Here is a 14,071-nt window from a genome sequence, read left to right on the forward strand (position 1 = left end):
ACCAGAAGCCGTTATAGATCAGTTCGGCATAGCGCGGCATCAGGCTGTCCTTCAGATGGCCCGCGCCGCTGTCGAGCGTGATCTGCTCGATGCCGCGATGGGCTTCCAGCAGGATGGTGCCGCCGGGCGTTTCGTAGATGCCGCGCGACTTCATGCCGACGAAGCGGTTTTCGACGAAATCCAGTCGCCCGATGCCGTGCTTGCGCCCCAGTTCGTTCAACTCGGTCAGGATCGTGGCGGGCGACAGCGCCTGCCCGTTGATCGCGACCGCGTCGCCGCGTTCAAAGGTCACCTCGATATATTCGGGCTGATCGGGCGCGTCCTCGGGGGAAACGGTGCGCTGATGGACGTATTCGGGTGCCTCGACGGCGGGGTCTTCCAGCGCCTTGCCCTCGCTGGAGGTGTGCAGCAGGTTCGCATCGACGCTGAAGGGCGCCTCGCCGCGCTTGTCCTTGGCGATGGGGATCTGGTTCTGTTCGGCGAATTCGATCAGCTTGGTGCGCGAGGTCAGGTCCCATTCCCGCCAGGGCGCGATGACCTTGATCGCGGGGTCCAGCGCATAGGCGGAAAGCTCGAACCGCACCTGGTCGTTGCCCTTGCCGGTCGCGCCGTGGGCCACCGCGTCGGCGCCGTGCTGATGGGCGATTTCCACCAGCCGCTTGGAAATCAGCGGCCGCGCGATCGAGGTGCCCAGCAGGTAAAGCCCCTCATAGACCGCGTTGGCGCGGAACATCGGGAAAACGAAATCGCGCACGAATTCCTCGCGCAGGTCCTCGATATGGATGTTCTCGGGGGCGATGCCCAGCAGTTCGGCCTTCTTGCGGGCGGGTTCCAGTTCCTCGCCCTGGCCCAGGTCGGCGGTAAAGGTGATGACCTCGCAGCCGTATTCGGTCTGGAGCCATTTGAGGATGATCGAAGTGTCCAGGCCCCCGGAATAGGCAAGGACGACTTTCTTCGGCGCGTCGGACATGCGGATACCCTTTCAGATTTCGGCAGGGAATAGGCCCAATTCGCCCCTGCCACAAGAGCAACCGCCCAACATCGCGCCGGAAATCCGGACCCTCTTGCCAATTCCCGACTTTCGCGGCATGGCCCGGATCATGGAAAACTTTGCCGATTCCGTCCGCCAGGCAGAGGTCGCCCTGCGCGACCTCTTCGAGCCGACCCCGCTTCAGAGAAACGACCACCTCTCGGCGCGCTACGGGGCCGAGATCTGGCTCAAACGCGAGGACCTGACCCCCGTGCGCAGCTACAAGCTGCGCGGGGCCTTCAACGCGATGCGCAAGATCGGCGCGGCGGGCAGCCGTTTCGTCTGCGCCAGCGCGGGCAATCACGCGCAGGGCGTGGCCTTCGCCTGCCGCCATTTCGGCGCGAAGGGCACGATCTTCATGCCGGTGACGACGCCGCAGCAGAAGATCGCCAAGACCCGCATCTTTGGCGGGGACGCCATCGAGATCGTGCTGACCGGCGATTATTTCGACCAGACGCTGGCCGCCGCACAGAATTATGCGGCGCAGAACGCGGCCAGCTTCCTGTCGCCCTTCGACGACGCCGACGTGATCGAGGGCCAGGCCACCGTCGGGCTGGAAATCCTGGATCAATTGCCCGGCGCGCCCGACGTGATCGTGCTGCCGGTGGGCGGCGGCGGGCTGTCTTCGGGCGTCGCGCGGCTGTTTCGCGAAGCGGCGCCCGAGGCCCGCTTCTGGCTGGCCGAACCCAAGGGCGGCACCAGCCTGCGCAGCGCGCTTCTGCAAGGCGAACCCGTGACGCTGCCCTCGGTCGACAATTTCGTCGATGGCGCCGCCGTGGCGCGGATCGGCGAACTGCCCTTTCAGACCCTGCGCGGCTTTTGCGCCGATCAGGTCGTCTCGGCGCCCGAGGATCGGATTTGCCAGACCATCCTCGACATGCTGAACGTCGAGGGCATCGTGCTGGAACCCGCCGGTGCGCTGTCGATCGACGTCTTGCAGGACCTGCCCGACCTGCGGGGCAAGCGGGTGGTCTGCGTCTGTTCGGGCGGGAATTTCGACTTCGAGCGCCTGCCCGAGGTCAAGGAACGCGCACAGCGTTATTCCGGGCTGAAGCGCTATTTCATCCTGCGCCTGCCCCAACGCCCCGGCGCGCTGCGCGACTTCCTGGAACTGCTCGGCCCCGAGGACGACATCGCGCGATTCGAATATCTCAAGAAATCCGCGCGCAACTTCGGCTCGGTCCTGATCGGGATCGAGACCGGCGCCCCGGAAAACCTGACCGCGCTTTGCGCCCGGCTGGACGCGCAGGGCTTTGGCTATCGCGACATCACCCACGACCAGATCCTGGCCGAATTCCTGATCTGAACGGTTTCGCGCACCGGCTTAACCACCCGTTCACCGGATGGGTCTATCTGTCGGGTCATGAACGACGCGAATCGCCCTTTCATCCAGAACGCCCCGCCGGTTTCGGGGCGGCTGATCCTGCTGGCCGACGGCAGCGACCAGCGGCGGATGGAACTGGCAGGGATGATGCGGGGGGCGGGCCATCGCGTGATCGAAGCCGCGCGCCAGGATCAGGCGCAGGCGCTTTGCATCCAGCGGCCCCCCGATATCGTGATCGCGGATCGCGGCCTGCCCGGCGGGGGCGGCCTGGCGCTTTGCCGCTGGTTTCGCAGCCTGCGCGCGCGGGGGGACAGCCATTTCATCCTGCTGACCACGGCCGGCTGCGACCGGGACATCGCGCAGGGCCTTCGGGCGGGCGCGGACGAATTCCTGGCCGCGCCGGTTTGCCGGGCCGAGTTGGCGGCAAGGCTTGGCACGGCAGAGCGCATCCTGACGATGGGACGGCAGATCCGCGATTGCGGTGCCGCGTTGCAGCGCGCCGACGACCGCCTTCTGGACACCCGTTCCGCCATCGAGCGCGACCTGCGCGAAGCCCGCGCCCTGCAACGCCGCCTGTTACGCGAGGGCAGCGAGATCTGGGGCGATTTCCGCCTGTCTTTGATGCTGCGCCCCGCCGGGCATATCGGCGGCGACATGGTCGGCTTCTTCGCGTTGGACGGCCAGCGGGTCGGGATCTACGCGATGGACGTGGCGGGGCACGGCTTTACCTCGGCCCTGCTGACGGCGCGGCTGGCGGCGCGGTTCGGCAAGGGGCCGGGCGCGGCGCCTTCACCCGGCGATTTCGTGCGCTCGCTGAACCGTCAACTGCTGGATGACCTGCGCGTGGACAGCTATTATACGCTGGTTTACGGCGATCTGGACTGCGTGGACGGCGGCCTGCGTCTGGTTCAGGCGGGCCACCCCCACCCTTTCATGCAACGTGCCGATGGCCGGATCGAAAGGGTCGGGCGCGGCGGGCTGCCCATCGGCATCCTGCCTGACGCCGCCTTCGAGGAATTGCGCCTGCGGCTGGACCCCGGCGACCGCCTCCTGATCGCCTCGGACGGGGTCGCCGAATGCGAAAGCCCGGCGGGCCTTCCCCTGGGCGAGGACGGTATCCGCGCGATCCTGCGCGACAACGCCGCATTGGGCGGGAACGCCTTTCTCGACACCCTGACGCGGAGGTTGTCGGATCACGCGCATGGCAGGCGCCGCGACGATATCTCGGCCCTGCTGATCGAACGGCGCGGACCGCCGCGATGACCGGGGGCTACAGCGTGCCGGTCCGGTAAAGCCGAACCTTCAGCCCGCCATGCGCGACATGGGGACCGGGCGGCCAAAAGGGCAGGCCGGTCGCGCGGGCAAGGGCTGCATCGCTGGTGATCATGCCGAAACGCCAACCGGAAAAGCGTTCCCGCATGACCTGGCCAAGACGCGCATGCAGTCCAAAAAGCGGCTTCTTGTTGCCGATCCGGGCGCCATAGGGCGGGTTCACGATGACCAGCCCCGGCGGGCCTTCGGGCGGTTCCAGATCGGCGATGTCAACGTTGCAAAAGCGGGTGCAGGCGGCAACGCCCGCCTTTTCGGCATTCAGCGCGCCCATGCGGATCGCGCCGGAATCGCGGTCGCTGCCGTGGAAAAGCAGCGGGGTGTCGCGCGGCGCGGCGCGCTTCTTCATCCCCTGCCACAGTGCCGCGTCAAAGCTGCGCAAATGCTGAAAGGCAAAATCGCGGCCACGGCCCGGCTGCAACCCCATCGCGATCTCGGCCGCCTCGATCACGAAAGTCCCCGAGCCGCACATCGGATCCAGAACCGGCTCGTCCCCCCGATAGCCGCATTCGCGCAGGAACATCGCCGCCATCGTCTCGCGCAGGGGGGCCTTGGCGACGGCCTGCTTGAAGCCGCGCTTGTGCAGCGATTCGCCCGTCGTATCCAGGCTGATCGTGCAAAGGTCATCCTCGATCCGGGCCTTGACGGTGATCGGCGCAAGGGGGTCCACCGGGACGCCCAGTTCTTCCCCAAGGGCGCGCGCGACGCGCTGCCCGGCGGCGCCCGCGTGATAGATGCGGGATTTGCGGCATGTCGTCTCGACCCGGACGGCGATATCGGGACGCAGGAAATCCGCCCAGGGAAACTTGCGGGCGCGCTTGTCCAGTTGCGCCAGGTGCATCGCGCGAAAGGCACCGATCCGCACCAGGATCCGCGTCGCCCCGCGCAGGGTCAGGTTCGCGCGCCAGACCTCGGGCCAGCCGCCCGGAAACAGGATGCCGCCATCGGCCGGCCCGGCCTGGAAACCGGCCTGCCGCGCCTCGGCCAGCAGCGGGGCCTCAAGGCCGGGGGTCGCGACCGCGTAGATTTCGAATGTCGTCGGGCTTGTCATCGGGCCTCTCTTATGTGACCCGCGCCCGAACGGCCAGCGGCAATGCGGGGCCGCGTCATTCTTCGCGCCTCTGCCGCTGCGCACGGTCCTGCGCGACCAGGTTCCGGCGCAACTCGCGCAAGACCTCGGCACGGCCGAATTCGCGCATAGCGGCCTGCCGGGCAGTCTCGAACCCCGGCAGCATGCGCTGCAATTCGCCTTCCTCGCGGTGCAGCGCGCGCGTCCTGTCGCCCGCCAGCGCATTGGTCAGCCTGGCGCCCGAGATCGAGAACGCCTCGGGCACCTCGTAAAGCTGGTGCAACTCGTCCTCGATCTGCCCGATCCGGTCGCGCGCGGCGGCAACGCTGGAGCGATAGGCGGAAAACCTGCGCATCTCCAGGTCCGAGCGCAGCCGGGCCAGATGCTGCAACTGCGCCAGCGCCTTGATCCTGCGCTTCATCGCCCGCCCCCTTTCGCCGGCCCATAGGCCGCGCCCCATCCCTCGCGCGCCTTTTTCCTGACCGCCTCGGCAAAGCGGATCGCAGCGGCGACGGCTGCGAAATGCTCGGTCCTGATTTCCTCGCCGATCTGGACCACGGCATGGATGGCGCGGGCGCAGGGCGGATCCGACCAGATCGGCACATCGTGTTCGCCCGCGCGTTCGCGAATGCGGCGCGCGACCTCGTCCACGCCCTTGGCAAGGCAGACCGGCGCACGCCCGCTGCCGCGCTTCCATTCCAGCGCCACCGCGTAATGGGTCGGGTTGACGATGACCACATCCGCCTTTTCGACATCGGCCAGCATCTGCCCGGTCACGATATCGACGCCTTTCTGGCGGCGGGACGCCTTCATGTGCGGGTCGCCTTCGCTTTCCTTGTGTTCGTCCATCATCTCGCGCCGGGACATGCGGTTGCGGCGGTGGTGATCGAACCGCTTCCACAGGAAGTCAACGATCCCGAACAGGGCCGAAACCGCGACCGCGACCATGACCACCCGCCGCAGGATCACCCCGATGCCGTTGATCCATTGCAGGTCCGCCATGTAATCCGCGTTCCCCAGCAGCGTCATCAGCGAGCGGAACAGAAACCATCCGCCCGCCGCCACCAGCGCCGCCTTCCCGAATGATATGAGAAAGGTCACCAGCCCGCTTTTGCCGAATTTCTGCTTGGCGTTCTTGACCGGGTTGATGCGGGAAAAGTCTGGCGCCAGCTTCGAGGGCGAAAGCACGATCGCACGCTGCGCGATCAGGCCGACCAGCACGCACAACCCCATCACCGCAACCGCCGACAGCGTGGCAAGGGCGGCGTGGCCGCCGATCGCCCAGGCCAGATCCGTGACGGAATGACCGGCCTTGTCCACCCAAGGCTCATCCCCCAGGGCGCGGGCGGTCATCCGTATCCAATCGGGCACGGCGGCGGCGCCAACCACCGTCAGCGCCCCCAGAAAGCCGATATACATCAGCGCCGAATTCACCTCGGTCGAGCGGGGAACATCGCCCTTTTCGCGTGCCTTCCGCAGCTTCTGCTCGGTCGGGTCGAATTGCTTGTCGGATTGATCTTCGCTCATCTCAGGTCCGGCAGGGTGAATTGCATGACGGCCTCGGCCCAGACGGAAAGTATGGCCGGGGTCAGGATCGCCAGCGCGGCCAGGGCAAGCAGGATCGCCGCCGGTGCGCCGATGAAGACGATGGGAAGCGAGGGCATGACCTTGCTGACCACCCCCGACAGGCCCTGAAACAGCAACCCGCCAAGAATGAAGGGCGAGGCCAGCAGCATCGCCAGCAGAAAGCTGCGCGCCGTCAGCGCAATGGCTGCGGGCAGCACGGCGCCCGCCTGCGGCCAGCCGCCAAGCGGTTTCAGCACGAGGCTTTCGCCGATCAATTCGCAGACCATGACCGGAAAGCCCAGGGCCATCAGCAACGCCAGCCCGGCAAGATGCAGGATGTTCCCGATGGGATGGGGCGAAAACTCATTCGCGACACCCAGGATCTGCGAAAGCGAGGCCGTCGTCGCGATCGCCGTCGCCGCGATCGGCAAGGCAAAGGCGATCAGCCGGACCAACCCGCCGATGAGCAGTCCAGTCACCACCTCGGCCATCGCCAGCCCGGCCAATGCGAAAGGCGTCGGGGCCGGGGGCGCGGCGTGGCCGATAGAGAAAAGCGGCGACAGGGCCATCGCAAGCGCGATCTTGATCCGCGCGGGCAGCAGCCTTTCGGAAAAGCCCGGCATCGCCAGCATGCAGCCCTGGATCCGGCAATAAACCAGCAGCATCGGCAGCATCCAGGGCTGGATCATCTGCGGGTCGATATTCACGCCGCCACCGTCCCCACCAGCCTGACCGAGGCGGCAGGATCGACTTCGTCCAGCCCCATCACCGGAATGCCGACACCCGCCGCATCCAGCATGGTGCGCACCATGCGGCGCCGGTGGTCGGCCACCGCAAGGACCGCCTGGGTCGGCCCATCGGCGCTTTCCTGCTGTTTGCGGACGGCACTGGACAGCCGTTCCTGCAATTGCAGGATCGCACCTCGGGCGGAACGGCTGGCCTCGGCCTCGGCCCGCGTCAGTTCGGCCTCCCACTGCGGATGCAGGTGCAGGACATCGATGCGGCCATCGTCGGTCGAATACTGCTCGGTTATCTGGGCGCGCAGGCGCTTGCGCACGGTTTCATAGACCGCGGCGGGCGCCTCGGCCGCGCGCGCCTCATAGACGGCATCGACGATCAGGACCAGGTTGCGGACCGAGATCTGCTCGGCCAGCATCGCCCGCAGCACATAAAGCAGCAGCTCGGGCGAAACCTTGTCGGGCATCATGCTGTCGAAGAAACGCTGGTTCATCAACGCGCGATGTTCGTCCGAGACCGAGCGCAGTTCCTGTATCAACCGCTGCAACCCCGACATCGTCAGCAGCGACGGCAGGTTCTTGCGCACGACTTCAAGCAGATGGGTCGACAGCACCTCCATCGGGGTGACGACGGTGATGCCCGCGACTGCCGCCTCATCATGCCTGTCGGGGCTGATCCACAGGCCGGGGGTATTGTAGACCGGCTCTTTCACGGTTTCGCCTTCCAGACCGTCAAGCGCCTCGCCCGAACCAAGCGCAAGCACCTCGCGCGGGCGCAGGATGCCGCGACCGCGCACGACCCCTTGCAGGCGGATCAGGTATTCGTCCCCGGCCAGCCCCTTTCCGTCGGTGATGCGGACATCGGGCAGGATGACGCCATAGGCGCGCGCGATATGGTTGCGCAGATTGGTGATCCGCGCGCCAAGGCCGCGCGTTTCGTCCAGCGCAGACTGGATCAGGGTGGCGCTGATCTCGATGCTGATCTCGTCGGTGTCCAGGATGTCGCCGATTCGGGCGACCGGAACGTCGTCGCCGGCATCCGCCACGGGCAGGTCCTGCTCCTTTGGTCCTGTCTGGGTCCGGCGGTAGACGGCGAAAGAGATGGCGGCCAGCACCAGTGCCAGCACCAGAAAGACGCCCGTCGGCATGCCCGGCACGGCAGCCATCAGCAGCATACTGGCCGCCACGATGGCGGGGGCCTGCCAGTTGGTGCTGAACTGGCGCGAGATCAGGTCCGAGGTGGCCTCGGTCGCGCCGCCGCGCGCCAGCAGCAAGGCCGCCGCCATCGAGGTGATCAGCGCCGGGATCTGCGTGACCAGCCCGTCGCCGATGGTCAGGTGGGAATAGGTGCTGAGCGCCTCGGACATGGGCAGCTTGTGGACCATGATCCCGATCGCCAGGCCAACGAAGAGGTTGATCAGGGTGATGACAAGGCCCGCGATCGCATCGCCCTTGACGAATTTCGACGCGCCGTCCAGCGAACCGTAGAAACTGATCTCGCGCTGTTCCAGGACGCGGCGCTGCTTGGCCTCTTCATGCGTGATCGCGCCCGAGTTCAGGTCGCCGTCGATCGCGAGTTGCTTGCCGGGCAGCGAGTCCAGCGCGAATCGCGCCGAGACCTCGGCCATCCGTCCCGAACCCTTGGTGATGACCATGAAATTGACGACCGTGATAACGCCGAAGACCGTCAGCCCGATCAGCAGCGACCCGCCCGCTACGAATTCGGCGAAACCGCTGATGACCTTGCCCGCGGCTTCCTTGCCCTTGTCGCCCTCGGTCAGGATCAGGCGGGTCGAGGAGACCGTCAGCGCCAGCCGGATGACCAGGGACACCAGCAGCAGGACCGGAAAGGCCTGGAATTCGGTCGGTTTCTCGACCAGCGATGCCATCACCAGGATCAGTATCGCGCTGGAAATCGAGATCGCGATGCCCACATCCAGCAACCCCGCCGGAATGGGCACCACCATCGCCATCACGATCAGCACCAGCACGCCGGTTATCAAGAGCGGCCGCCATGTATCGGGGATGAAGCGCATCATTGCCGTTCCCCTTCCGCCGCGGCGGCACCCGTGGGAACGTCCAGCAGCCGGTCGACCGGAAGCGGCGCGCCCCTGAGCAGCCCGGACCGGCGCAGGAAGACGACGACCTCGAACCTCTCTGCGGGTTCCAGCGCCAGCAACCGCGTTTCCAGATCCTTCGGAGCCTCTCGTCCGGCCAGCAGGCGTTCGGTCATCTCTGCGATGAAACGGTCCTTCGAACTGGCGCGCGCATCCGTCGCCGCCAGGGCCAGGGCAAGGATGGCGATCGCCACGGCGTTCATGCGGCCCTCTTCAATTCGCGCAACCTGTTTTCAAGGTCGATGAACGACGGCCGGATATGCCCGGGCGCGGCCTGGCGTCCGACCTCGACGCACAGATTGGTCGCGTGCTGGTGCAGCCCGGCGATCAGCGTGGCCTTGACCACATCCAGAAAGGCTTGATCCTGCTTGGTCACGCTTGCCAGGCGCTGCGCCAGCGGCGCGACGAACCCATAGGCCAGAAAGACGCCCAGGAAGGTGCCGACCAGCGCGCCCCCGATCATCTTTCCCAGGATTTCAGGCGGCTGATCGATCGAGGACATGGTCTTGATGACCCCAAGCACCGCCGCCACGATCCCCAGCGCTGGCAGGGCATCGGCGGTGCCTTGCAGTGCATGGGGAACATGGGCCTCTTCTTCCTTGATCAGGTTGATGCGGCGGGTCAGGATTTCCTCGACCTGAAAGGGATCGTCGTAGTTCAGGCTGGCCGAGCGCATCGTGTCGCAGATGATCGCCACCACCTCGGCGCTTTCCAATATCCTTGGATAAAGCTGAAAGATGGCCGATTCCGCCGGGTTTTCGATATGCTCCTCAAGCTCGATCGGATTGCTGCGCGCAATCCGCAGCAGTTGGAACTGCAACGACAGCACATCCTGATAGTCCTGCTCTTTCCAGCGGGCGCCCCTGAAGGCACGGCGAAGGCCCGAAAGCGTCTTCTTGATGGTCGAGGCATCGTTCGACAGAAGATAGGCGCCCAGCGCCGCACCGCCGATCATCATCATCTCGTAGGGAAGAGAGCGCATGATGACGCCAAGCTTTCCACCGGCAAGCACATAGCCACCAAAGACCATCGCGAAAGTAACGGCGATTCCGACAATACCAAACATCTGAATTCCCTTTTAATATCCACGGGCGCGCCGCGATCCCATGTAAGAGGTCAGGATGGCCGCCTGGTTCGGCTCGACCGCCGCGATGATCCTGGCACTGTTCTCGGGCTGAACGCGCATCAGCAGTTCCGCGGCGAATTCGGGCGGAAGGTTCGAAATCACCAGCGCCGCGTCGGCAGGCTTCATCTGGTCATAGACCGCGACAAGCCGGATGATGTCCTCGTCCACATCCTTGCGCGCCGCCGGGTCCTGCCGGGGCGATCGGCTGGCGTTGCGCTGGCCGGCCAGCCGGGTCAGGACGTCCGACAGCCGGGTCTCGGCCTGTCCGATCTCGGCCTTGCGGCGGTCCAGTTCTTGCAGGTAGCGGTCTATCCGCAAGGCGCGCGTCTGAAGGCGTTGGGCCAGCGCGACCGCTTCGGGAACGTCGGTGCAGCCTTTCAGCAGATCCGCGCCTTCGGCATGGGCATCCAGCGACGCCCCTTCGCCCATCAGCCGGATACCGGCGACCAGGGCGATGACGATCAGCAGCGCACCCAGTTTTCCAAGCATTCCGCTAGGCATCGCGCACCCCTTCCCGTTTGCGCAGGCGGCGAGGGCGGGCAGTGGGCGCCGGCGTGGCCGAAAACTGCTGTTGCAGCGTCCAGAATGCGCGTTCCTCCTTGGCGCGCTGCACCTCCTTGGAAAGCTCGGCCTTGGCCTGGACGACATCCGCCTGGGCGGCGCGGATGGTCCGTTCAAGCCGGTCCACCTCGCTCGACATGACGGCGATGGCGCCGCCCAGCCCGCTTTCAAGGTTGTTCAGCCGCTTCAGCCTGCGCGACAGGGTAAAGCAGAAAACCGCCAGAGCCGCCGAAAACGCCAGCAGAAGAAACTGGGGAATAAGGTCCGTCGTCATTGGATTCGAAACTCCGTAATCAGCAGGTCGTCAAAGCTGTCGGGTCCCAGGGCATAGGAAAGGCGGGTGATCATTTCATTCCTGATGATTTCCAGGATGCCGCGCCTTTGAAATGCCACCGGGTCGATTTCCGACAGGAAAACGTTGAAGGCGTCGGAAATGCGGGGAATCATTTGCCGGACATGCGCGGCCTTTCCCGTTTCGGCTTCGATCTTCACGGTCATGACCAGGGTTCTGGGCGCGGCGCCCGGCAGGCTGAGAATCAGGGGCGGAACATCGACGAAGGCGACATCGGGGACCTGCGCCGCCGCGGCATCGACCCGCTGGCCCGCCGCCGGAAAGGGCGACCAGAACCCCATGTAACTGACTGAAAAACCTGCAAAGGCGCAGATCACGGCCAACAGGGGCAGGATCAGCCGTTTCGATTTCCCCGGCGGGTTGGGCACCGTGTCGATGGTGTCTGCTTCGCTCATCGTGATTCTCCGTTCGATGAACGAAGGAATATCAGCCGAGGACTAACCAATTCTTAATCTTGGCCGTGCAAAAAGGGCTTCAACGGAAAAAAACGATTCGGAGAAGCCCTTGCTGAAGCTGCATGACTATATGCGCGAGCGAAGCTTGAAGCAGAAGCTGATACTCGGCGGCTCGTTTCTGGCGACATTCCTGGGAATCATCGCGTTTTCCTGGTTCGCAAGCCGCCCCAACATGGCGTTGCTTTATGCGGGGCTGGAATCCGCGCAGGCCGGGGCGGTGATCGCGGCGGTCGAAAGATCGGGCGTGCCTTATGAGGTGCGCGGCGATTCGATCTGGGTGCGCGAGGGTAATCGCGACCAGTTGCGCATGTCGCTGGCGGGCGAGGGCCTGCCAGCCACCGGCAGCGCCGGATACGAGCTTCTGGACGGCATGTCGGGTTTCGGCACCACTTCGCAGATGTTCGACGCCGCCTATTGGCGCGCCAAGGAAGGCGAGCTGGCGCGCACCATCCTGGCGCTGCCCAACATCCGCACGGCGCGCGTCCACCTGGCCGTGCCCACCGGGCGCGGCTACCGGCGCGACTCGGCGGCAGCGGCCTCGGTCACGTTGACGACCAGCGGCAGCGCGGTCAGCCAGGCGCAATCGCGCGCGCTGCGTTACCTGGTGTCCTCGGGCGTGCCCGGCCTGTCGCCCGAGGCAGTGACGGTGATCGACAGCGAACGCGGCGTCATCGGTGCGGACGACGACCCCGCCAGCGAAACCCGCGCAGCCGAGATGAAGCGCAACGTCGAACGCATCCTGGAAGCCCATGTCGGCGCGGGCAATGTCATCGTCGAGATGAACCTGGACCTGGTGACCGAAGCCGAACTGCTGACGGAACAGCGTTTCGATCCGCAGGACCGGGTGCTGATCTCACAGGAAAGCGAAGAAAGCACGGATAGCAACACGAATGCGCTTTCGGGTGCAGTATCGGCAGCCTCGAACCTGCCCGATGGGCAGGGCAGCAATGGCGAAACCAGCAACTCGGCCCGGTCCGAAACGCGCCAGCGTTCCAATTTCGAGGTCAGCCGCATCACGCGCGAGGTGCGCAAGCAGCCCGGCGACGTGCGCCGCCTGACGGTCGCGGTGCTGGTCAACGCCACGGTGGCAAACGGCGAAACCACTGCCACCCCGCGCGCCGAACCCGAATTGCAGGCACTGCGCGAACTGGTGGCCTCGGCCGTCGGTTACGACGAGGGGCGTGGCGACCAGATCACCGTCAAATCCATGCCCTTTGCCGACCTGGCGCAGCTTGGCACCGAATCCGGCACACGCGGGCTTGCCGACCGGCTGGCGCTGGACAGCCTGCTGCGGCTTGCCCTGATCGGAGTTTTCGCAATCGTGCTGGTCTATATCGTGCTGAAGGCGCTGACACGCAGCCAGAACGGCGGCAATGCAGAGCGGGGGGCACTTGACCGGACAGCCGCACCGCCGGGCCTGCCTCCTGCCGAGGAACCGGCCACACCCGATGCCCAGCCCGAAATCGACTTCGTGCCCATGGATGCCCCGTCACCGGACCCGGTCGCGCGGCTGAAAGAGCTGATGCGGGACAGGCAGGACGAAAGCATGAAGATCCTGTCCGGCTGGATCGAGAAACGTGAGGATACGGCATGATCCGGAACGCTTTGCAGCTTGACAGCTTCGGTGCCGAGGGCGGGTTTCGCGATATCGGATATCAATCCGCCCTGAACGACGCCTATCGCAAGGGCCTGGCGGATGGCCGCAAACAGGCCGAGGACAGCCAACTGGCCCGGCTGACCGCGCAACTTGAAGAGGTGGCAGCCGGGTTGCAGGCGGACGAGGCCGCCCGTGCCGAACAGATGGCTGCCGGCACGCAGGCCTTCCGGCACGCGCTGGCGGCCATCGTCGACGAACTCGTGCCGCTTCATGGCAGGGAAAAGCTGATCGAGGAACTGACCTTTGAACTGGAACGCGCGGCGAAGGACCGTCCCGACCGGCATTTCACGATCCGTTGCAATACCGCGCTAAAGGGACAGGTCGACCGGATCATCCAGGAAAACCCGTCGCTTTCCGCCACGATCCAGACCGTGGAAGAGGAAGGTTTCGCCGTCAGCATCGTCGCGGACAATGGCCGCAGTTCGATCGACATCGACGGCCATGCCGCCTTTATCAGGAATATTCTGAAGAACCGTCAGGGGGAAACCTAGCATGAACGATATCTCTAAACTCATTTCCACCGACATGATCCAGGTGGAAATATCGGTCCGGCTTGGCGCATTGAAGATGTCGGTGGCCGAAATCTCGCGGCTCAGGGTCGATGACGTCATCGCCCTGGACCGAAGCATCGACGACGGGGTCGAGATCTGCGTCGCCGACAAGGTCATCGCCTATGGCGAGCTAAGCACCAGCGAGGGCGACGAAAACGCCCTTTGCCTGCGCATCACCCGATCCTTGCAGGAGTAAT

16 protein-coding genes are annotated in these 14,071 nt (G+C 65.4%); 5 read left to right on the plus strand and 11 right to left on the minus strand.

Going from position 1 to position 14,071, the window contains the following annotated elements; all coding sequences use genetic code 11:
* On the minus strand, positions 1-970 hold a 970-nt coding region (locus tag Q0O97_RS13260; RefSeq protein ID WP_294930086.1), incomplete at its 3' end, for an argininosuccinate synthase.
* A 130-nt stretch (positions 971-1,100) separates the two neighbouring features.
* Here Q0O97_RS13260 and ilvA point away from each other — a divergent pair.
* Together ilvA and Q0O97_RS13270 are read left to right on the plus strand one after the other, a co-directional pair.
* Positions 1,101-2,336, plus strand: a complete 1,236-nt coding sequence (gene ilvA / locus Q0O97_RS13265) for a threonine ammonia-lyase IlvA (protein WP_294930170.1) — start codon at positions 1,101-1,103, stop codon at positions 2,334-2,336.
* Between the two features lie 57 nt (positions 2,337-2,393).
* A complete protein-coding gene (locus Q0O97_RS13270; RefSeq protein WP_294930089.1) occupies positions 2,394-3,617 on the plus strand; it encodes a response regulator in 1,224 nt (407 codons plus the stop codon).
* A 7-nt stretch (positions 3,618-3,624) separates the two neighbouring features.
* On the opposite strand, the gene Q0O97_RS13275 is transcribed toward Q0O97_RS13270, so the two are convergent.
* Genes Q0O97_RS13275 through Q0O97_RS13320 form a run of 10 tightly spaced genes read right to left on the minus strand, consistent with a single transcriptional unit; the run spans position 3,625 to position 11,606 of the window.
* On the minus strand, positions 3,625-4,734 hold the full coding sequence (locus Q0O97_RS13275; protein WP_294930092.1) for a class I SAM-dependent RNA methyltransferase: 1,110 nt from the start codon (positions 4,732-4,734) through the stop codon (positions 3,625-3,627).
* A 55-nt stretch (positions 4,735-4,789) separates the two neighbouring features.
* Entirely contained in the window at positions 4,790-5,173 is a 384-nt protein-coding gene (locus tag Q0O97_RS13280; RefSeq protein ID WP_294930095.1) for a hypothetical protein, read from the minus strand.
* Entirely contained in the window at positions 5,170-6,279 is a 1,110-nt protein-coding gene (locus Q0O97_RS13285; RefSeq protein ID WP_294930098.1) for a flagellar type III secretion system protein FlhB, read from the minus strand. Before Q0O97_RS13285 ends, Q0O97_RS13280 begins: the two co-directional genes overlap by 4 nt.
* On the minus strand, positions 6,276-7,025 hold the full coding sequence (locus Q0O97_RS13290) for a flagellar biosynthetic protein FliR (protein ID WP_294930101.1): 750 nt from the start codon (positions 7,023-7,025) through the stop codon (positions 6,276-6,278). Before Q0O97_RS13290 ends, Q0O97_RS13285 begins: the two co-directional genes overlap by 4 nt.
* Entirely contained in the window at positions 7,022-9,094 is a 2,073-nt protein-coding gene (locus Q0O97_RS13295) for a flagellar biosynthesis protein FlhA (RefSeq protein ID WP_294930104.1), read from the minus strand. Before Q0O97_RS13295 ends, Q0O97_RS13290 begins: the two co-directional genes overlap by 4 nt.
* Entirely contained in the window at positions 9,091-9,375 is a 285-nt protein-coding gene (locus Q0O97_RS13300) for a hypothetical protein (RefSeq protein WP_294930106.1), read from the minus strand. Before Q0O97_RS13300 ends, Q0O97_RS13295 begins: the two co-directional genes overlap by 4 nt.
* Positions 9,372-10,238 carry a flagellar motor stator protein MotA gene (motA, locus tag Q0O97_RS13305; protein ID WP_294930109.1) on the minus strand — a complete coding sequence of 289 codons (867 nt, stop codon included), beginning with the start codon at positions 10,236-10,238 and terminating at the stop codon, positions 9,372-9,374. The genes Q0O97_RS13300 and motA overlap by 4 nt, the downstream gene beginning before the upstream one ends.
* A 12-nt stretch (positions 10,239-10,250) precedes the next feature.
* A complete protein-coding gene (locus Q0O97_RS13310; RefSeq protein ID WP_294930112.1) occupies positions 10,251-10,799 on the minus strand; it encodes a hypothetical protein in 549 nt (182 codons plus the stop codon).
* Positions 10,792-11,133, minus strand: coding sequence for a hypothetical protein (locus Q0O97_RS13315; protein WP_294930115.1), 342 nt, complete (start codon positions 11,131-11,133; stop codon positions 10,792-10,794). Before Q0O97_RS13315 ends, Q0O97_RS13310 begins: the two co-directional genes overlap by 8 nt.
* Positions 11,130-11,606 carry a flagellar basal body-associated FliL family protein gene (locus tag Q0O97_RS13320; RefSeq protein ID WP_294930118.1) on the minus strand — a complete coding sequence of 159 codons (477 nt, stop codon included), beginning with the start codon at positions 11,604-11,606 and terminating at the stop codon, positions 11,130-11,132. The genes Q0O97_RS13315 and Q0O97_RS13320 overlap by 4 nt, the downstream gene beginning before the upstream one ends.
* Before the next feature lie 109 nt (positions 11,607-11,715).
* On the opposite strand from Q0O97_RS13320, the gene fliF reads away from it, so the two are divergent.
* The 3 genes from fliF to Q0O97_RS13335 are packed head-to-tail and all read left to right on the plus strand — an operon-like array spanning position 11,716 to position 14,070.
* Positions 11,716-13,260, plus strand: a complete 1,545-nt coding sequence (fliF, locus tag Q0O97_RS13325; protein ID WP_366125260.1) for a flagellar basal-body MS-ring/collar protein FliF — start codon at positions 11,716-11,718, stop codon at positions 13,258-13,260.
* On the plus strand, positions 13,257-13,814 hold the full coding sequence (locus tag Q0O97_RS13330) for a hypothetical protein (RefSeq protein ID WP_294930121.1): 558 nt from the start codon (positions 13,257-13,259) through the stop codon (positions 13,812-13,814). Before fliF ends, Q0O97_RS13330 begins: the two co-directional genes overlap by 4 nt.
* 1 nt (position 13,815) lies before the next feature.
* On the plus strand, positions 13,816-14,070 hold the full coding sequence (locus Q0O97_RS13335) for a FliM/FliN family flagellar motor C-terminal domain-containing protein (RefSeq protein WP_294930124.1): 255 nt from the start codon (positions 13,816-13,818) through the stop codon (positions 14,068-14,070).
* The last annotated feature ends 1 nt before the right edge of the window (position 14,071 follow it).

The organism is uncultured Paracoccus sp. (genome assembly GCF_945915435.1).
Taxonomy (GTDB): Bacteria; Pseudomonadota; Alphaproteobacteria; order Rhodobacterales; family Rhodobacteraceae; genus Paracoccus.

Bases quoted from the DNA above. Each gene is read 5' to 3' on its own strand.
- ilvA (WP_294930170.1), top strand. From the start codon at position 1,101: ATGGAAAACTTTGCCGATTCCGTCCGCCAGGCAGAGGTCGCCCTGCGC.
- Q0O97_RS13270 (WP_294930089.1), top strand. From the start codon at position 2,394: ATGAACGACGCGAATCGCCCTTTCATCCAGAACGCCCCGCCGGTTTCG.
- Q0O97_RS13275 (WP_294930092.1), bottom strand. From the start codon at position 4,734: ATGACAAGCCCGACGACATTCGAAATCTACGCGGTCGCGACCCCCGGC.
- Q0O97_RS13280 (WP_294930095.1), bottom strand. From the start codon at position 5,173: ATGAAGCGCAGGATCAAGGCGCTGGCGCAGTTGCAGCATCTGGCCCGG.
- Q0O97_RS13285 (WP_294930098.1), bottom strand. From the start codon at position 6,279: ATGAGCGAAGATCAATCCGACAAGCAATTCGACCCGACCGAGCAGAAG.
- Q0O97_RS13295 (WP_294930104.1), bottom strand. From the start codon at position 9,094: ATGATGCGCTTCATCCCCGATACATGGCGGCCGCTCTTGATAACCGGC.
- Q0O97_RS13300 (WP_294930106.1), bottom strand. From the start codon at position 9,375: ATGAACGCCGTGGCGATCGCCATCCTTGCCCTGGCCCTGGCGGCGACG.
- motA (WP_294930109.1), bottom strand. From the start codon at position 10,238: ATGTTTGGTATTGTCGGAATCGCCGTTACTTTCGCGATGGTCTTTGGT.
- Q0O97_RS13310 (WP_294930112.1), bottom strand. From the start codon at position 10,799: ATGCCTAGCGGAATGCTTGGAAAACTGGGTGCGCTGCTGATCGTCATC.
- Q0O97_RS13315 (WP_294930115.1), bottom strand. From the start codon at position 11,133: ATGACGACGGACCTTATTCCCCAGTTTCTTCTGCTGGCGTTTTCGGCG.
- Q0O97_RS13320 (WP_294930118.1), bottom strand. From the start codon at position 11,606: ATGAGCGAAGCAGACACCATCGACACGGTGCCCAACCCGCCGGGGAAA.
- Q0O97_RS13330 (WP_294930121.1), top strand. From the start codon at position 13,257: ATGATCCGGAACGCTTTGCAGCTTGACAGCTTCGGTGCCGAGGGCGGG.
- Q0O97_RS13335 (WP_294930124.1), top strand. From the start codon at position 13,816: ATGAACGATATCTCTAAACTCATTTCCACCGACATGATCCAGGTGGAA.